This is a genomic window from Longimicrobium sp. (assembly GCF_048594345.1).
In the GTDB taxonomy this organism is placed as follows: Bacteria; Gemmatimonadota; Gemmatimonadetes; order Longimicrobiales; family Longimicrobiaceae; genus Longimicrobium.
Genome location: NZ_JBMDXM010000251.1, coordinates 21,604 through 39,813 on the forward strand (window position 1 = coordinate 21,604; position 18,210 = coordinate 39,813).

Consider the following 18,210-nt stretch of genomic DNA (forward strand, 5'->3'; position numbering starts at 1 on the left):
GTGGGACGGGCGCGCACCGGCACGCCCGTCGGGCCATGGGCGCGGACGGTCAGAGCGCGGCCTTGAACAGCAGGCGGTTGGGCGTGCCGGGGGGGACGCCGCCCAGCACGCCGGGGGTGGCGTTGGTCAGGATCCAGCTCTGCACCGTCGTCGGCGTGCCGCCAAACGTGGCCCACACCAGCGCGGCGGTGCCGGTGACGTGCGGCGCGGCGATGGAGGTGCCGTTCGCGATCACCGGCGTCGACGTCAGACCCACCGTGGGGATGTTGCGGCCGGGGGCGTACAGGTCCACGCACGAGCCAACGTTGCTGCCCAGCACGTGCTGGTCCCCCTGGTGCGACGCGGTGACGGTGGTGATGGCGGGCACGGCGCCCGGCGAAAAGTTGCAGGCGTTGGCGCTGTTGTTTCCCGCCGCCACGGCCACGTAGACGCCCGACGCGAACAGGTTGTTCACGGCGGTGTTCACCGCGGCGGAAAGGGGGTTGCTGATGGAGATGTTGGCCACCGACATGGCCGGATGGCTGGACGCGACGAAGTTGATCCCGCCGATGAGCCCCGCCGTGGTTCCCACGCCACTGCAGTTCAGCACGCGCACGGCCGCCAGGCGCACGCCCTTGGCCACGCCGTACGTCTTGGAGCCCACCACGCCGGCCACCCCGGTGCCGTGGCCGTGGCAGTCCTGGCCCGTGCCGCCAAACGCGTCGTACACCACCCCCGCGCGGCCGCCGAACTCCGGGTGCCCGGTCAGGATCCCCGAGTCGATGATGTACGCGATCACGTTCTGCCCGAGCGAGTTGTAGACGTACTGGTTGTTCAGGGGCAGGTTGGTCTGGTCGATGCGGTCCAGCCCCCACGGCGCCGGGCTCTGCACCCACTGCGGCTCCGTCACCTGGTTCTGCTCCACGTACGCCACGTCCGGGTGATGCCGCAGCGCCGTCACCTGCCCGGGCGACAGCCGCGCGGCAAAGCCGGTGAGCGCCGCCGTCCACGCCTGCTGCGGCCGCACCCCCGCGACCGCCGCCACGGCCGCGGGGTTCGCGCCCTCGTTCAGCACCACCACGTACTCGCCGGGAATCCCGCGCCCCGCGGCCGCGCTGTGCAGCGGCGCCACGTCGGCCGGCGTGCCGGCGACGGGCGAGGGCTGGTCGGCGCAGGCGGCGAGCGCCGCCAGGGCCAGGACGGGAAGGGCGAATCGAATCGGCTTCATGGGAAGGTCCTTTCTCGCTGGAGAAGGGCGGGGCGGCGGCTGAGGTGCGCCGCCCCGTCCGCATCACGTCCTTACGCCGTCACAGGCCGATGTACAGCAGGCGGTTGGGCGTGCCCGTGGGGTTGCCGGTGATCTTGTTGAGCGTCGCGCGGTTCTTGATCCACGTGTCAATGGTGGCCGTGGCCGCGTTGCCGTACGTCGACTTGTAGCGCGCCGCCGCGCCCGCCGCGTGCGGGGCGGCCATCGACGTGCCGCTGATGGTGTTGGTGGCCGTGGTGCTGGTGTGCCAGGTGCTGGTGATGCTGCTTCCCGGCGCGTAGATGTCCACGCAGCTTCCGTAGCTGCTGTAGCTGGCCTTGGCGTCGGTGCTGGTGCTGGCGGCCACCGTCATGGCGGACGTGGCGCTGGCGGGCGAGGTGTTGCAGGCGTTCGCGTTCTCGCCGCCCGCGCCCACCGAGATGAAGACGCCGCTGTTGGCCAGGTTGTTGACCGCCGTGTTCAGCGCGGACGAGAATCCGCCGCCCACCGACATGTTCGCCACCGCCGGGTTCACCCGGTTCAGGCGCACCCAGTCCACCCCCGCGATCACCCCCGACGCGGTGCCGCTGCCGGTGCAGTTGAGCACCCGCACACCGCGCAGCCGCACCTGGTTGGCCACCCCGTACGAGGCGGCGCCGATGATCCCCGCCACGTGGGTGCCGTGCCCGTTGCAGTCCGTGCCGTTGCCGCCCGTGGCGTCGAACACGTTGCTCGCCAGCCCGCCAAACTGCGCGTGGGTCGCCAGGATGCCCGTGTCGATGACGTACGCGTGCACCCCGGTGCCGGGCGTGCCGATGGGGTTGTAGACGCCGTTCAGCGGCAGGTTGCGCTGGTCGATGCGGTCCAGGTTCCACGGCACCGCCGTCTGCGTGGCGCGCATCTCCTGGTCCTGCTCCACCCAGGCCACGTTCGGGTTGTGGCGCAGCGCGTTCAGCTGCCCCGCGTTGAGCGCCGCGGAGAAGCCGACGAGCGAAGCCGTGTAGACGTGGCGCGGGCTCACCCCGGCGACGGCCGCCACGGAGCGCGGATCCGCGCCCTCGTTCAGCACCACGATGTACTGTCCGTCGATGCCGCGGGCGGCGGCGGCGTGCAGCGGAGCCGCGTCCGGCGCCTTCGTGGCGACCGGGGACGCGTCCGCGCAGGCGGCCAGGGCCAGCACCGCCGCGAAGGGGAGGGAGGTTCGTATCGCGTTCATCCTCACGTCCTTTCCGTGGATGGGGAGGGCTACAGCACGTTCTTGTTCAGCAGCCGGTTGGGCGTACCGGCCGGGTTGCCGGTGATGACGTTGGGAATGGCGTTGCTGATGATCCAGGTCGTCATCGTAGCCGGCGACGCGGAGGTGTTGATCGACTTGTAGAGCGCCGCCACGCCGGCCACGTGGGCGGCCGCCATCGAGGTGCCGCTCAGGGTACTGGTGCCGCCGTTCAGCCAGGTGCTGGTGATGCCGGTGCCGGGCGCGTACAGGTCCGTGCAGCTTCCGTAGTTGCTGTACGAGGCGCGCGCGTCGGTGCTGGTGCTGGCCATCGTCGTCATCACCGCCGGGGCGCTGCCGGGGGAGTAGTTGCAGGCGTTGGCGTTGTTGTTTCCCGCGGCCGCGGCGGTAAAGACCCCCGCGTTCACCAGGCTGGTGGCCGCCGCGTTCACCGCCGCCGAGTACGGAACGCTCACCGCGATCACGGCCACCGCCGGAGGCTGGTGGTTCAGCCGCACCCAGTCGATCGCCGCGATCAGCCCCGAGACGGTTCCGGTTCCCGTGCAGTCCAGCACGCGAACCCCGCGCAGCCGCGCCCCCTTGGCGATGCCGAACGTGGTGGAGCCGATGATCCCGGTTACGTGCGTGCCGTGCCCGTGGCAGTCGGCGCCGGTGCCGCCCAGCGCGTCGTACACGTTCGTGGCCCGGGCGCCAAACTGGGGGTGCGTGACGTGGATCCCCGTGTCGATGATGTACACGTTCACGTTGCTGGCCGTGGCCGTGTACGTGTAGGTACCGCTGAGCGGCAGGCCGGCCTGGTCGATCCGGTCCAGCCCCCACGTGGCGCCCGTCTGCGTGGCCGCCGCGCGCACCTGCTGGTCCTGCTCCACGTACGCGACGTTGGGGTTGTGGCGCAGCGCGTTCAGCTGCCCCGCGTTCAGCGCGGCGGAAAATCCCACCAGCGAAGCCGTGTAGACGTGGCGCGGACTCACACCCGCGGCCGCCGCCACGGAGCGCGGATCGGCGCCCTGGTTCAGCACCACGACGTACTGTCCGTCGATGCCGCGGGCGGCGGCGTGCAGTGGAGCCGCGTCCGGGGCGCGCGCCGCGACGGGGGACCGGTCCGCGCAGGCGGCCAGCGACAGCGCCGCGCACGCGGTGAGAACGATTCCGGATGTTTTCATCTTCAAATACTCTCGTGAAAGGAGAGCGCTTGGGCGCCGGAAAGGCGCGCCGCCCCAGGGGAGCGGCGCGCCGGTGTGGCGTCGGCGGGTACGGCGCCGCTCCCGGAAGAGCGGCGCGCGGGTGCCGCGTCCGGTGACTTACAGCGAGCCCTTGAACAGCAGGCGGTTGGGCGTGCCCGAGGGGTTGCCCGAGATCACGTTGGCGGTGGCGTTGTTGATGATCCAGCTGCGCACCGTGGCGTTGGAGGCCGACGGGCTGCCGGCCAGGTACAGCGCGCCCACGCCGGCCACGTGCGGGCTGGCCATCGAGGTGCCGCTGATGGTGTTGGTGGCCGTGCTGCTGGTGTACCAGGCGCTGGTGATGCTCTGGCCCGGGGCGTACAGGTGCGTGCAGCTGCCGTAGTTGGAGAACGAGGCCTTGGCGTTGCCGCTGGTGCTGGCGTTCACCGAGGTCACGTTGGCCGCGCTGGCCGGCGAGTAGTTGCAGGCGTTGGCGTTGCTGTTGCCCGAGGCGACCGCGACGAACACGCCGCTGTTGGCCAGGTTGTTCACCGCCGTGTTGGTGGACGACGAGTAGCCGCCGCCCAGCGACAGGTTGGCCACCGCCGGCTTGGTGGCGTTCAGGCGCACCCAGTCGACACCGGCGATGATGCCGGCCGTGGAGCCGCTGCCCGAGCAGTTGAGCACCTTCACGCCGCGGATGCGCACGGCCTTGGCCACGCCGTACGTGGTGCCGCCGATGGTGCCGGCCACGTGCGTGCCGTGCCCGTTGCAGTCGTCGTTGCTGCCGCCCACCGCGTTGTAGACGCTCGAGGCGCGCCCGGTGAACTGGGTGTGGCCGGGCGTCACGCCCGTGTCGATCACGTACGCGGTCACGTTGGCCGCGGTGCTGGTGTAGATGTAGGTGCCGTTGAGCGTGTTGCTGGTCTGGTCGATGCGGTCCAGCCCCCAGGTGGCGCCGCTCTGCGTGATGTCGACGGACATCAGCTGCTGCTGCTCCACGTACTCCACGTTGGGGTTGTGGCGCAGGGCGGTGAGCTGCCCCTGGTTGAGCGACGCGGCAAAGCCGTTCAGCGCCGCCGAGTAGACGAAGGCCGGCTCCACGCCCGCCACCGCCGCCACCGAGCGCGGGTTCGCACCCTCCTTGAGCACCACGATGTACTCGCCGTCGATGCCGTTGGCCGCCGCCGACATCAGCGGAGCCGCGGCCGTCGCGCGGCCGGCCACCGGCGTCTCGTCGGAGCACGCGGCCAGCGCCAGCACGGCGCCCAGCGTTACTGCGGTCTTGCTCATCTTCATGGTAATCGTCCCTGATGGGGATGAGGGTGCGGCCGTCGCGGGGGTGCAGCGGCGCGCGGGTGCGGCGTTTCTGACGGGGGTCAGAGCGCCGCCTTGTACAGCAGCCGGTTGGGGGTGCCGGTCACGTTGCCGGTGATCACGCCCGCGGTCGCGTTGGTCTTGATCCAGGAGTCGATGGTCGCCGAGCTGGCGTTGCCGTAGGTCGCCTTGTACAGCGCCGCCACGCCGGCCACGTGCGGGCTGGCCATCGAGCTGCCGCTGATGGTGTTGGTGGCGCTTCCGATCCAGGTGCTGGTAATGCTGCCGCCCGGTGCGTAGCCGTCCACGCAGGTGCCCCAGTTGCTGCTGGTGCGCTTGGCGTCGTTGCTTTCCGACGAGGCGGTGGTGAACACCGCCGGGGCGCTGGCCGGCGAAAAGTTGCAGGCGTCGGCGTTGCTGTTCCCCGCCGCCACGGCCACAAAGACGCCGGAGCTGGACAGGTTGGTGACCGCCGTGTTCAGCGCCGACGAAAGGCCGCCGCCCAGCGAGATGTTGGCGACCGCGGGATTGGTGCGGTTCAGGCGCACCCAGTCCACCCCGGCGATGATCTGCGAAAACGACCCGCTGCCGTTGCAATCCATCACCCGTACGCCGCGCAGCCGCACCTGCTTGGCCACGCCGTACGTCGTTGAGCCGATGGTCCCCGCCACGTGGGTGCCGTGCCCGTTGCAGTCCGCGCCCGTGCCGCCCGCGTAGTCGTACGCCGACGCCGCGCGGGTGCCAAACTGCGGGTGGTTGGCCTGGATCCCCGTGTCGATGATGTGCGCGTACACGGTGGACGCCGTGGCCGTGTACGTGTAGCTGTTGCTCAGCGGCAGGTTGCGCTGGTCGATGCGGTCCAGCCCCCAGGTGACCGGCGACTGCGTGGTGTACGTCTCCGCGCGGCCGTCCTGCTCCACGTACGCCACGCTGGGGTTGTGGCGCAGCGCGTTCAGCTGCCCCGCGTTGAGCGCCGCGCTAAAGCCGTTGAGCGCCGCCGTGTAGACGAAGCGCGGGCTTACCCCGGCGATCGCCGCCACCGAGCGCGGGTTGGCGCCCTCGTTCAGCACCACGATGTACTGTCCGTCGATGCCGCCGGCCTGGGCCGCCAGCAGGGGCGCGGCCTCCGTGGCGCGGGCGGCGACGGGCGACTGGTCGGCGCACGCGGCCAGCGCCAGCAGCGCCGCGGCGGGAAGGGTGGAGCGCAGGGCCTTCATGGCGTCCTCGTCATCAATCAGGGGAGAAGGGGAGCGGCGCGCCGTACGGAAGGGGGCCGGGCGGCGCGCGCCGGTCTTACATCGTGCTGGCCTTGTACAGCAGGCGGTTGGGGGTCCCCGCCGGGTTGCTGGTGATCACGCCCGTCGTCGCCTGGTTGATGATCCAGGTCACGATGGTGGACGAGGCCGCGTCGCCAAAGGACGCCTTGTACAGCGCGCCCACGCCGGCGGCGTGCGGGCTGGCCATCGACGTTCCGCTGATGGTGTTGGTCGCGCTGCCGATCCAGCTGCTGGTGACGTTCACGCCCGGCGCGTAGATGTCGGTGCATCCGCCGTAGTTGCTGAAGCCGGCCCGCGCGTCGTAGCGGTCCGACGCGTTGACCGTCAGCGTTCCGCCCGCGCTGGCGGGGGAGACGTTGCAGGCGTTCTGGCTCTCGTTGCCGGATGCCACCGCGGTAAAGACGCCGGCGTTGATCATGCTGGTGGCCGCCGTGTTCACCGCCGTGGAGTACGGGTAGCCCAGCGACATGTTGGCCACCGCGGGCTTGATGTGGTTCAGCCGCACCCAGTCCATCGCCGCGATCACCTCCGCCGTCCCGCCGTAGCCGCCGCAGTCCACCACCCGCACGCCGCGCAGGTACACGTTCTTGGCGACGCCGTAGGTGGTGCCGCCGATGGTCCCCCCCACGTGGGTTCCGTGCCCGTTGCAGTCCGCCCCGCTGCCGCCCGCGTAGTCGTACACGTTGCTGGCGCGGGTTCCGAACTGCGGGTGGTTGGCCTGCAGTCCCGAATCGATCACGTACACGCGCACGCCGGTGCCGGTGGACGTGTAGTTGTAGGTGGTGCTGAGCGGCAGGTTGCGCTGCTCGATGCGGTCGATCCCCCAGGTGGCGTTCAGCTGCGTCACCTGAATGCCGCCCGTCTGCTCCTGCTCCACGTAGTCCACGCCGGGGTTGTGGCGCAGCGCCGTGAGCTGGCCCTGGTTCAGCGACGCCGCGAATCCGTTGAGCACCGCCGTGTAGACGTGGCGCGGGCTCGCCCCGGCCACCGCCGCCACCGAGCGCGGGTCCGCGCCTTCCTTGAGCACCACGATGTACGAGCCGTCCACGCCCTGGCCCTGCGCGGCGGCCTTGAGCGGTGCGGCATCGGCGGCGCGGGCGGCGACGGGCGACTGGTCACCGCAGGCGGCCAGCGCCAGCAGCGCCGCGGCGGAAAGGGTGGGGCGAATGGCCTTCATGGCGTCCTCGTGGGGTGCCTGGGGGAGAAAGGCCGCGCGCGGCGGGGGCCGCACAGGGTGTGGATCCGGGGCGCGGGCATACGGTCCGGCGGGAGCAGGAAATCCCGTATACCGGTCCGTCCACGGCCGCGTGGGGGCGCGGCGGGGATGCCCGTCGCCGCTCGCGAAACGACGCGCGCGGCGCTGGGGTGCGGGTCCCGAAATCCGTTTGAAAAGGCGGGATACAACAAGGCACGCGGCGCGCCATCCCGCGCATCAGGGGTAAGTCGTTGCGGCGTAAGGCAAGTGGCCAAAAGAGACATCGCTGCGCGTGGTGCAGAATGGTGCGCACGGAACCAAATTGAGGCACCTGTCCCATAACGCTACGTCCATAAAAGAGCTTTGTAGGGCCACTGGTTGAACGCAGTCCCGGTGGGTTCCTTGTTGATCTCTATCCCAAAATCCCGTAAAAGATTGGGCACGCAGAGGAAGCAGAGGAAGCAGAGAACGCGGATACTCGTCAGACAAATCACCATCTGTCTCTGCTTCCTCTGCTTCCTCTGCGTGAGAATCCGCAGTTGAAAATCACGCGTGTACTTGCGGATTCGGGATCATGCATTGTGGAGAACGGCCGCGGCGTAGCCATCAATATAAACGACGGGTAACAATTGTTTGATGATCGCGGTGTGCGGCAACGGCTTACCGAGCCTGGAACGGTTCGCCGTGGATGTGGACGAAACAAGGCCGCCCGGCGCGTGGTGCGCCGGGCGGCCCGTGGAGCGGGTGGAAACTCGCTTACGGACGCGTGGTCGTGATCGAGTACGAGCCGCTGCCGCTGTACGAGTACACCTCCCAGCGGTAGGTGCCCGCGGTCCCGCTGTACGACACCGTCTCGCTGCTGCTGGAGGTGGTGCCGGAGGCCACGTCAACCCACGACGAGCCGTTGTACTTCTGCAGGTACAGGTCGAAGTCGGTGCCCGACGGGCCGGTGAGCGTGGCCGAGTGCGTGCCCGAAGCCGTCGAGGCGTACCCGCTGGTGCCGGGCTGGAACGAGCTCACGCCCGAGCCGCTGACCGAGCCGGTGTAGGTGAAGGTGCCGCCGGTCGGAGGCGTGGTGGTGCCGGTCAGCAGCGAGAACAGCAGGCGGTTGGGCGAGCCCGTGCCGGCGCTGGTCACCTTGCCCGTGGTCGCCGTGGTGATGATGGCGTTGGCCACCGCCGACGGCAGCGCGCCCGTGGCGCCCTGCAGGTACAGCGCGGCCACACCCGCCACGTGCGGGCTGGCCATCGAGGTGCCGCTGATGGTGTTGGTGGCCGACGTGGTGGTGTACCAGGCGCTGGTGATGTTGCTGCCCGGCGCGAACACGTCCACGCAGCTGCCCCAGTTGCTGAACGACGAGCGCGCGTCGGTGTTGGTCGTGCTGCCCACCGTGATGGCGTTGGGCGCGCGCGACGGCGACACGTTGCAGGCGTTCTGGTTCTCGTTGCCCGCCGCCACCACCACCGTCACGCCGCGGTTGTGCATGCGGTTCACCGCGTCGTCGATCGCCTGGCTGGCGCCGCCGCCCAGCGACATGTTGGCCACCGCCGGAAGCACCCGGTTGTTGGCCACCCAGTCCATGCCGGCCACCACGCCCGCGTCCGTTCCGCTGCCGGCGCAATCCAGCACGCGCACGGCGTGCAGGGTCACGCCCTTGGCCACGCCGTAGGTGGTGCCGCCCACCGTGCCCGCCACGTGCGTGCCGTGGCCGTTGCAGTCGTTGGCCGTGCCGCCGCTGGTCACGGCGTCAAAGCCGTTGCCCATGCGCCCGGTGAACTGCGTGTGCCCCGTCTTGATGCCCGTGTCGATGATGTACGCGTGCACCCCGGCGCCGGTGGGCGTGTAGGTGTAGGTGCTGTTCAGCGGCAGGTTGCGCTGGTCGATGCGGTCCAGGCCCCACGTGGCGTTGCTCTGCGTGGCGCTGGCCTGCACCGTTCCGTTCTGCTGGATGTACGCCACCGCGGGGTTGTGCTGCAGCGCGGTGACCTGCCCCTGCGTCAGGTTGGCGCTAAAGCCGTTGAGCGCCGCCGTGTAGACGTGTCCGGCCGCCGCGCCCGTGACCGCCGCCACCGTGTGCGGGTTCGCGCCTTCGTTCAGCACCACGATGTACTGTCCGTCGATGCCCCGGCCCGGGGAAGCCGAGAGCACGGGGGCGGTGCGGCCGCCCGGCGACGCCAGGGGCGCCTCGCCGGCGTCCGAGCAGGCCGCCGCAAAGGCCAGCGCCGCAAGAGCAAGGGGGGTGAGGGAACGATTCATCAGTCCTCCAGCAGGGTGGGATGGCGGTGCCGGCGGGGGTGCCGTGCGCCGCGAAGACGGGCCGCGTTCGCGTGCCCGGAATGCCCTCTGCAACCTGAACTTCAGACTTCGCCGCCTCGCTGCCCCTGGCTTACGGGGACTTGGACGCGTTCCACATCCGACGATTTGTGCGCGACGGATGCATTCTCGTGCGACGGGCCAGCCACGTGCCGGGTGGTCACTTGACCCGGTGCGCGCGGCCGCCTCGGCTGACGTGAGTGTGAGCCCGTAGAGCACGGGTTGGGCCGTGGAAGCGGCGGGGGAACATCTGCTTGTCCGCCAACGGCTTGGCCGGGATATGGCCGGATTGTGCGGGCAGGCGGATTGGTGATTTCGCACCGTTACGGTGCACCAGACCAGTGCACCGTGCCGCTACGTATCGGCCTTCGCGTTGGATCGCGCGGTGGCGTTAGGAGGGGACGGCTCGTGGACGCGGCGCGAGAATCGGAGCGGGAGGAACGGGCGACGGGGCGGCGGGGGGCGTGGCTGGATGGTGATGATGAAGACGGGATCTCTGGTACCGAATCCGCAAAAGAGATTTGGCACGCAGAGGAAGCAGAGGAAGCAGAGAACTGCCTGATAAATTCCCGTTTTTCTCTGCTTCCTCTGCTCCCTCTGCGTGAGAACCTGCAGTTGGGAATAATGAGTGGATGTGCGGATTCGGTATGATCCCGAATATCGCTGTTCATCGTGCACCCGAACCCCGGATCATGGGAAAAGACCTGTCTCACACGGGGTCAACGGGGTCACGGTTCTTGATCTTTACCGTTGACCCCGTTGACCCCGTGTGACATTTCCGGTTCTGAAGGCGCAGCTGGTGTTCACCCGGATTCGCCACGCGTGCACAGGAACCGTGAGGAATGAGAAGAGGCTGGCGCGGGCTGGACCGGGAGAGAAAGCGGCTGGACGTGGCGTCAGGGATGGAGCGGATGGGATCCATGAGGGCGGCGGGTGGGTCCGGGAGCCTGCGTCGCCATGCGAAAAAAGGAGCCGCCCGGCGCGTGGTGCGCCGGGCGGCCGGTGGTGCGTTCGGCGAAGCCGGATCAGGGCTTGGTGGTCACCAGGGTAAAGGTGCCGCTGCCGCTGTACGAGTACACGCGCCAGCGGTAGGTGCCGGCCGTGCCGCTGTAGTTGACGGTTTCGGAAGACGTGGTGCCCAGCGAACTGGCCACGGTGCTCCACGAGCCGGTGCTGCTCTGCTTCTGGAGGTACAGATCGAAGTCCGTGCCCGTGCCGGTGAGCGTCGCCGTGTGCGCGCCCGACACCGTCACCGAGTAGCCCGTGGTGCTGGGCTGGTACGAGTTGGCGCCCGTGCCGCTGAGCGACCCCGTGTAGGTGGTGCCGGTGGGCGGAGGCGTGGTGCCGCCGCCGGTGAGCAGCGAGTACACCAGGCGGTTGGGCGAGCCCGTCCCGGCGCTGGTCACCAGGCCCGTGGTCGCGGTGGTGATGATGGCGTTGGCCACCGCCGCCGGCGTCGCCGCCGGAACGCCCTGCAGGTACAGCGCGGCCACACCCGCCACGTGCGGGCTGGCCATCGACGTGCCGCTGATGGTGTTGGTGGCCGACGTGCTGGTGTACCAGGAGCTGGTGATGCTGCTGCCCGGCGCGAACACGTCCACGCAGCTGCCGTAGTTGCTGAACGACGAGCGCGCGTCGGTGTTGGTGGTGCTGCCGACGGTGAGGGCGTTGGCCGCGCGGGCCGGCGACACGTGGCAGGCGTTCTGGTTCTCGTTGCCCGCCGCCACCACCACCGTCACGCCGGCGTTGTGCATGCGGTTTACCGCGTCGTCGGTCGCCGTGCTGGCGCCGCCGCCCAGCGACATGTTGGCCACCGCCGGCTTGACGTGGTTGTTGGCCACCCAGTCCATGCCCGCGATCACGCCCGCGTTGGTGCCGCTGCCGGAGCAGTTCAGCACGCGCACCGGGTGCAGCGTCACCGCCTTGGCCACGCCGTAGGTGGTGCCGCCCACCGTGCCCGCCACGTGCGTGCCGTGGCCGTTGCAGTCAATCCCGCCGCCGCCCGACGTTACCGCGTCGTAGCCGTTGCCGATGCGGCCGGTGAACTGGGTGTGCGAGGTAAGGATGCCGGTGTCGATGATGTACGCGTGCACGCCCGCGCCGGTGGGCGTGTAGTTGTAGTTGCCGTCGGTGGGGCGGTTGCGCTGGTCGATGCGGTCCAGCCCCCAGGTGGCGCCCGTCTGCGTGGTGCTGAGCTGCACCCGCGCGTCCTGCTCGATGTAGGCCACCGCGGGGTTGTTGCGCAGCGCGTTCACCTGGCCCTGGTTGAGCGAGGCGCTGAAGCCGTTGAGCGCCGCGGTGTAGACGTGGCGCGGGCCGGCGCCGCTGATGGCGGCCACGGAGCGCGGGTTGGCGCCTTCCTTCAGGACCACGATGTACTCGCCGTCCACGCCGGTTCCGGGCGCCGCGGAAAGCAGGGGTGCGGTGCCGCCATCGGGCGCGGCCAGCGGGGTCTGCCCGCCGTCCGAGCAGGCCGCCGCGGCGACGAGCGCCGCAAGGCCAAGGGGGGTGAGGGTGCGCTTCATCAGGCTCCTCCAACGCGGTGGGGTGGCGGCGGCGGCGGGGGTGCCGCGCCGCGGGTGACGGGCCTGTGGACGGCCCGGAATGCCCTTCCTGAATGTGACCTGCGTACCGCGCGGCCCCGCGCCGGCCCGGCATGGTAGTCCGGGTTGTCGGCGCGAACCGCTTTCCCTATCCGCCGCTTGTCGCGGGAACCGTCGGAAATCCGGGGGGACGGAAGCGCCGCGTGCCGGAGACATGCTGCCCCGGCCGCGCGAACGGTTCCCGCTGGTGTGCGTGGCAGCGCTGTACAGCAGGTGCCGGGCCGCGCGAACCCGATTTGCATCTGCTCCCGTAGCAACGACATAGCGAAAGATGACCTTCCGGGATCGCGTAAGAAGATGGTGCATCCGCACCAATTCGGTGCATTCCTCGGTGCAGGATGTCGTCACCAAGGGGCCATCGCGTCCGCTCGCATCGGCCCAATCAAAAGAAGCGTGGGGGCGGCACCCTGAACGCCCCCACGCTTCGTTTTCATCCACCGATTCCCGCGCCGTCCGTCCGAGCTCGGGGACGGCGGCCGGTGCGGCTCAGTACGCCGTGAACAGCAGGCGGTTGGGCGAGCCGGTGCCCGGCGAGGTCACCTTGTTGGGGGTGGAGCCCGCGATCAGCGCGCTGGCCACGCCCGCGGGGGTCGCCAGCGGGTTGCTCTGCAGGTACAGCGCGGCCACGCCGGCCACGTGCGGGCTGGCCATCGAGGTGCCGCTGATGGTGTTGGTGGCGGTCACGCCGGTGTACCAGGCGCTGGTGATGCCGCTGCCCGGGGCAAAGATGTCCACGCAGGTGCCGTAGTTGGAGTACGACGCCTTTTTGTCCGTCTTTTCCGTGGCGCCCACGGTGATGGCTTCCGGAACGCGCGCCGGCGAGTAGTTGCAGGCGTTGGCCGCGAAGCCCAGGAAGTTGCCGTTGCCGGCCGCCACGGCGAACGTCACGCCCTTGGAGATGGCGTTCTTGACCGCGTTGTCCAGCGCGGTGCTGGCGCCGCCGCCCAGCGACATGTTGGCCACCGCCGGCTTGATGTGGTTGTTGGCCACCCAGTCCACGCCCGCGATCACGCCCGCGTTGGTGCCGCTGCCGTTGCAGTCCAGCACGCGCACCGCCACCAGGCTCACGGCCTTGGCCACGCCGTGCACGGTGCCGCCCACGGTGCCGGCCACGTGCGTGCCGTGTCCGTTGCAGTCCGTCGCCGTGCCGCCCGCCGTGATGGCGTCATAGCCGGTGCTGGCGCGGCCCACAAAGTCGGAGTGGGTGAGCAGGATCCCCGTGTCGACGATGTAGGCGCGCACGCCCACGCCGGTGTTCAGGTAGCTGAAGCTGGTGCTGAGCGGCAGGTTCTGCTGATCGATGCGGTCCAGGCCCCAGGTGGCGCCCGTCTGCGTGACGGAGGCCTGCACCACCGCGTTCTCCTCCACGTACGCCACGCCGGGGTTGTTGCGCAGCGCGTTCAGCTGTCCCGGGGTGAGCCTGGCCGCAAAGCCGTTGACGGCCGCGGAGTACACGAACCGGGGGCTCACACCTGCCACGGCGGCCACTCCGCGCGACGCGGCGCCTTCCTTGAGCACCACGATGTACTCGCCGGCCACGCCGGTTCCGGGCGCGGCCGCGAGCAGCGGGGCCAGGTTCTGGTCCGGCGCGGCGATGGACTGCGTGGGTACGGCGTCGGAGCAGGCTGCCGCCAGCCCGAGGGCCGCCACGGCAAGGGGGGTAAGGCTGCGCTTCATCGGAACGCTCCCATCGGGGGGTAAACGGGCGGGCGGGGGTGCCGCGCCACGGCCATGGACCGCGCTCGCGGTCCGGAATGCCCAATCTCCTCCATCCAGCCACCCTCACCGGCGAGGTAATCATCTCCTCGCGCGAAATCCCCTATCCGCCTGTTTCGGCACGGTCGAAGGAGACGGTGCGCGTCCCTGCGCGAGACAGGGGTACGGCACGTTGCGACTGCGCCAGGGATGTCCTCACCAGTGTGGCGGAATCAAAAGAAAGCAATGTACAGGCCGCAGTTGCGTAAATCGTATGTGCCTTTCTCACAACGACATGGTCATCGTGGACATTGGATGGAAGGTTGAAAGGATGGTGCATACGCACCAAAAAGGGGCAGCGTGGCGTCGCGATGTGCGAACCTTTTGAGCCTTGTGGTGCAGGGCTTTTTCCGATCTGCTCAACCGTTCACCCGCTCACCCCTTCACCCGTTCACCCCTTCACCCGTTCACGACAAAGCGCGGGGGCGGCAACCAGCCGCCCCCGCGCTCCGTCCTCATCCAGCTGGCCGAACGAACCGGCCGTCCGTCTCAGTACGCCGTGAACAGCAGGCGGTTGGGCGAGCCGCTGCCGGCGCTGGTAACCTTGTTGAGCGTGGCGCCCGCGATCAGCGCGCTGGTCACCGTCGCCGGCGACGCGGTGCCGTTGCTCTGCAGGTACAGCGCGGCCACGCCGGCCACGTGCGGGCTGGCCATCGAGGTGCCGCTGATGGTGGCGCCGGCCGTGTCGTTGGTGTACCAGGCGGAAAGGATGCTGTTGCCCGGGGCAAAGATGTCGACGCAGGTGCCGTAGTTGGCGTACGAGGCCTTGGCGTCGGTGTTGCCGGTGGCGCTTACGGTGATGGCGTTGGGCACGCGGGCCGGCGAGTAGTTGCAGGCGGGCTGCGCCTTGCCGCCGGTGTTGCCGTTGCCGGCCGCGACCACAAAGGTCACGCCCGCGTTGATGGCGTTGTTCACCGACGCGTCCAGCGCGGTGCTGGCGCCGCCGCCCAGCGACAGGTTGGCGACCGCCGGCTTGACGTGGTTGTTGGCGACCCAGTCCACACCCGCGATCACGCCGGCGTTGGTGCCGCTGCCCGCGCAGTCCAGCACGCGGACGGCCACCAGGCTCACGGCCTTGGCGACGCCCACCGTGGTGCCGCCCACCGTGCCGGCCACGTGCGTGCCGTGCCCGTTGCAGTCGTCCGCGGCGCCGCCGTCGATGGCGTCAAAGCCCGAGGTGGCGCGGCCGGCGAACTGGGTGTGGGTGGTGCGGATGCCCGTGTCGACGATGTAGGCGCGGACGCCCAGGCCGGTGTTGATGTAGCTGAACGTGGTGCTCAGGGGCAGGTTCTGCTGGTCGATGCGGTCCAGGCCCCAGGTGGCGCCCGTCTGCAGGGTGCTGGCCTGCACCGGCTGGTCCTGCTCCACGTACGCAACCGCCGGGTTGTGGCGCAGCGCGTTCAGCTGGCCGGCGTTGAGCGTGGCCGAGAATCCGTTGACGGCGGTGGTGTAGACGAAGCGCGGGCTCACCCCGGCCACGGCGGCCACGGAGCGGGCGTTGGCGCCCTGGTTGAGCACCACGATGTACTCGTTGGCGATGCCGTTGCTCACGGTGAGCAGCGGGGCGCCGCCCTCGGGGGCCGCGGTGGTGGGGGTGCCGGCGTCGGAGCAGGCTGCCGCAAGACCGAGGGCCGCCACGGCAAGGGGGGTAAGGCTGCGCTTCATCTGGACTTCTCCCGACAGGGATGGTTGTCCGGGGCGGCGGGGGTGCCGCTCCCGTGGGGCTCAGGCTATCTCTGCAACGGCCCGGAATGCGCTTTCGCGGCCGGCCTCGTCCACTCGCTCCCCGCCTGACGGCGCCCTGCTCCGCCACCTGGGAGAGCCCGATGTTGTTCTGAGCGAAATCGTATGTTTGCACCCCCTGGGCCAAACTGGCGTATTCTGGTAAGCCACTGCAGTAAACAGGTTTAGCCGAATCCGAACAGTGTTCAGCGCCCGCCGGCTTCGCACCGGACGGGGCGGTGGTGCACCATTCTGTGTCACCTCCCGGGGCGGCGGATGCCCAGGTGCACAGTTTTGACACCCGCAAATTCACTCGCAGGTCGAAGTCATTAGGAAGATTGATTTTACGCGAGGCTGTCCCGCGACAGCGAGGAGAATGCGAGCGCCGGGAGCCGGTGGATCGACGTAGATGCGGCGGAAGCGCGCGAAAATCGGCGGATGGGGAATCATCCACCAGAAGATGTGCAACGGGAGACTCGCGCCGGTGGATGTTGGAGGGTGGGGCAGGGAGGCGGATGCGCGAGGCTCCCGTTGCCGGCGGGGAGACCCCGCAGGCGCGGGCACGGAAGCGGAGGGTGGCGCGGATGCCGCACGCGCCGAGGAGGCTCACCGCCGCCGCGGAGGAGACGGACGGGACAACAGCAGTACCGTTGTCCCGGCCGGCTCCGGAGCGGTCCGGGGACGGCAGGGAACAGGGAGCAGCCAGCAAAAAGACGGAGCCCCGCTGGATTACGGTCGAGATCCGGCGGGGCTCCGTGCGCTACCGATAGACCGTCAGAAGGGCGTGTACAGCAGTTTGTTGGGCGTGCTGCCGGATGCGCTGGCGCTGTGCAGGGTGATGCGGCCGTACGTGGACCAGTGCAGCAGGATGGTGGTCAGGTCGGCCGGCGTGGTGGCGGGCGCGTACGACAGGTACTGCGCCGCGACGCCAGCGACGTGCGGCGTGGCCATGGAGGTGCCGCTGTTGACGTTGGTGGCCGTGTAGCTGCCTACCCACAGCGAGGTTACGCTGCTTCCCGGCGCCAGGATGTCCACGCAGCGGCCGTAGTTGCTGAACGAGGACTCCCGGTCGTCGCTGCGGGTGCTGCCCACGGTCATCACCGTGGGGGCGCCGGCGGGGGCCTGCAGGCAGGCGTTCTGCGGCACGCCCGCGAAGTTGCCGTTGCCCGCCGCCGCCGCCACGAAGAACCCGGAGCTCACCAGCCGCGTGGCCGCGTCGCGCACCGACTGCACGTCGCCGTACCCCAGGCTCATGTTCACCACCGCCGGGTGCACGCCGTAGCGGCGAATCCACTCCATGGCGTTGATCACCATCGAGGCGGTGCCGTTTCCGCCGCAGTCCACCACGCGCGCCGCCTGAATGCTCACCAGCTTGGCCACGCCGTACGTGGTGGAGCCGATGGTGCCCGCCACGTGGCTGCCGTGGCCGTGGCAGTCCTCGGCGCTGCCGTGCCCGTCGCCCACAAAGTCGCCGTACGCGCCGTTGGGGAGGTAGGCGGCCCGCGGGTACAGCTCCCGGTGCTTGGTGTTCACGCCGGTGTCCAGCACGTAGGCGGTCACCCCCTTGCCCGTGTAGTCGTAGGTAAACGTGTTGCTCAGCGGCAGGTCGCGCTGGTCGATGCGGTCCAGCCCCCAGGTGACCGGCGTTTGCGTGGCCATGAGCTCCGCGCGCGCGTTGGGATCGATGTAGGCCACGGCGGGGTTGTGGCGCAGCGCGTTCAGCTGGCCCGTGTTCAGCCGCGCGGCAAAGCCGTTGAGCACCGCCGTGTAGATGGACGTGGGCCGTATCCCCGACACCGCCGCGACCGAGGTGGGGTTGGCGCCTTCGCGCAGCACCACGATGTACCCGCCGTCCGCCGACGCCGAGGACAGGGGGGCGGGGGGAGCGCCGGCCGTGGGAACGTCGGTGTGGTCGGAGCAGGCGGCCAGCGCCAGCAGAGACAGCAGGGCGAGACTGCGCTTCATGGGGGTCCTCCAATGCAGTAGGGCCACGCGTGCAGGGGGCGCGCGGCGGACTGCCCGCGGACGGCTGCCGCGGGCGGAGAGAGCGGCCCCCCTGCCGCACATGGCGGGCCGCATCCTCCGCATCCGCTTGACGTTGAAAACGCCAGCATCCACGCGGCTGTTCGCTGACCCGGCAGGCGGCCCGATGCCGTAACAGGTGCGCCACCGCCGGTACACTGCGGGGCACCTGCGCCCCATCTGCTGGCGTAGCAGAGTACGAAGGGCGGACGGGGCCGTGCGGAACGGGACAGGGGCGGAGTGGGGAGTTTGGTGCGTTGCGAAGGGGATCGAACTGGCGTCCGCCGGCGCCTCCTCCGCTCGCTCAGGCTCGCACCTCCCCCCAAAAAACCTGGGGGAGGTTGGTGTTGCCGATGGATCGAGGCTCGGCGACGGACGTCGAAC

11 protein-coding genes are annotated in these 18,210 nt (G+C 69.8%); all 11 read right to left on the reverse strand.

Going from position 1 to position 18,210, the window contains the following annotated elements; translation table 11 throughout:
• Nucleotides 1-49: 49 nt before the first annotated feature.
• Nucleotides 50-1,207 (reverse strand): S8 family peptidase, encoded by a 1,158-nt coding sequence (locus ACOJUJ_RS26785; RefSeq protein WP_420130000.1) that lies wholly within the window; start codon nt 1,205-1,207, stop codon nt 50-52.
• A 79-nt stretch (nt 1,208-1,286) separates the two neighbouring features.
• The gene (locus tag ACOJUJ_RS26790; protein ID WP_420130001.1) at nt 1,287-2,441 is read right to left on the reverse strand and encodes a S8 family serine peptidase; all 1,155 of its coding nucleotides are present in this window, start codon (nt 2,439-2,441) and stop codon (nt 1,287-1,289) included.
• Nucleotides 2,442-2,470: 29 nt separating this feature from the next.
• The gene (locus ACOJUJ_RS26795; RefSeq protein ID WP_420130002.1) at nt 2,471-3,622 is read right to left on the reverse strand and encodes a S8 family peptidase; all 1,152 of its coding nucleotides are present in this window, start codon (nt 3,620-3,622) and stop codon (nt 2,471-2,473) included.
• Between the two features lie 138 nt (nt 3,623-3,760).
• Complete coding sequence (locus ACOJUJ_RS26800; protein WP_420130003.1) at nt 3,761-4,921, reverse strand: S8 family peptidase; 1,161 nt, start codon at nt 4,919-4,921, stop codon at nt 3,761-3,763.
• Nucleotides 4,922-5,001: 80 nt separating this feature from the next.
• Nucleotides 5,002-6,156, reverse strand: a complete 1,155-nt coding sequence (locus tag ACOJUJ_RS26805) for a S8 family peptidase (protein WP_420130004.1) — start codon at nt 6,154-6,156, stop codon at nt 5,002-5,004.
• 76 nt (nt 6,157-6,232) lie between these two features.
• Nucleotides 6,233-7,393, reverse strand: a complete 1,161-nt coding sequence (locus ACOJUJ_RS26810) for a S8 family peptidase (RefSeq protein WP_420130005.1) — start codon at nt 7,391-7,393, stop codon at nt 6,233-6,235.
• A 774-nt stretch (nt 7,394-8,167) separates the two neighbouring features.
• Nucleotides 8,168-9,667 carry a S8 family serine peptidase gene (locus ACOJUJ_RS26815; RefSeq protein ID WP_420130006.1) on the reverse strand — a complete coding sequence of 500 codons (1,500 nt, stop codon included), beginning with the start codon at nt 9,665-9,667 and terminating at the stop codon, nt 8,168-8,170.
• Nucleotides 9,668-10,749: 1,082 nt separating this feature from the next.
• Nucleotides 10,750-12,249, reverse strand: a complete 1,500-nt coding sequence (locus ACOJUJ_RS26820; RefSeq protein WP_420130007.1) for a S8 family peptidase — start codon at nt 12,247-12,249, stop codon at nt 10,750-10,752.
• A 564-nt stretch (nt 12,250-12,813) separates the two neighbouring features.
• Complete coding sequence (locus ACOJUJ_RS26825) at nt 12,814-14,004, reverse strand: S8 family peptidase (RefSeq protein WP_420130008.1); 1,191 nt, start codon at nt 14,002-14,004, stop codon at nt 12,814-12,816.
• 567 nt (nt 14,005-14,571) lie between these two features.
• A complete protein-coding gene (locus ACOJUJ_RS26830; protein WP_420130009.1) occupies nt 14,572-15,747 on the reverse strand; it encodes a S8 family peptidase in 1,176 nt (391 codons plus the stop codon).
• An 831-nt stretch (nt 15,748-16,578) separates the two neighbouring features.
• On the reverse strand, nt 16,579-17,769 hold the full coding sequence (locus tag ACOJUJ_RS26835) for a S8 family serine peptidase (RefSeq protein WP_420130010.1): 1,191 nt from the start codon (nt 17,767-17,769) through the stop codon (nt 16,579-16,581).
• Between the last annotated feature and the right edge of the window lie 441 nt (nt 17,770-18,210).

Excerpts from the sequence above, each read along its gene's own strand:
- ACOJUJ_RS26785 (WP_420130000.1), bottom strand. The coding sequence starts at position 1,207 with ATGAAGCCGATTCGATTCGCCCTTCCCGTCCTGGCCCTGGCGGCGCTC.
- ACOJUJ_RS26790 (WP_420130001.1), bottom strand. The coding sequence starts at position 2,441 with ATGAACGCGATACGAACCTCCCTCCCCTTCGCGGCGGTGCTGGCCCTG.
- ACOJUJ_RS26795 (WP_420130002.1), bottom strand. The coding sequence starts at position 3,622 with ATGAAAACATCCGGAATCGTTCTCACCGCGTGCGCGGCGCTGTCGCTG.
- ACOJUJ_RS26800 (WP_420130003.1), bottom strand. The coding sequence starts at position 4,921 with ATGAAGATGAGCAAGACCGCAGTAACGCTGGGCGCCGTGCTGGCGCTG.
- ACOJUJ_RS26805 (WP_420130004.1), bottom strand. The coding sequence starts at position 6,156 with ATGAAGGCCCTGCGCTCCACCCTTCCCGCCGCGGCGCTGCTGGCGCTG.
- ACOJUJ_RS26810 (WP_420130005.1), bottom strand. The coding sequence starts at position 7,393 with ATGAAGGCCATTCGCCCCACCCTTTCCGCCGCGGCGCTGCTGGCGCTG.
- ACOJUJ_RS26815 (WP_420130006.1), bottom strand. The coding sequence starts at position 9,667 with ATGAATCGTTCCCTCACCCCCCTTGCTCTTGCGGCGCTGGCCTTTGCG.
- ACOJUJ_RS26820 (WP_420130007.1), bottom strand. The coding sequence starts at position 12,249 with ATGAAGCGCACCCTCACCCCCCTTGGCCTTGCGGCGCTCGTCGCCGCG.
- ACOJUJ_RS26825 (WP_420130008.1), bottom strand. The coding sequence starts at position 14,004 with ATGAAGCGCAGCCTTACCCCCCTTGCCGTGGCGGCCCTCGGGCTGGCG.
- ACOJUJ_RS26830 (WP_420130009.1), bottom strand. The coding sequence starts at position 15,747 with ATGAAGCGCAGCCTTACCCCCCTTGCCGTGGCGGCCCTCGGTCTTGCG.
- ACOJUJ_RS26835 (WP_420130010.1), bottom strand. The coding sequence starts at position 17,769 with ATGAAGCGCAGTCTCGCCCTGCTGTCTCTGCTGGCGCTGGCCGCCTGC.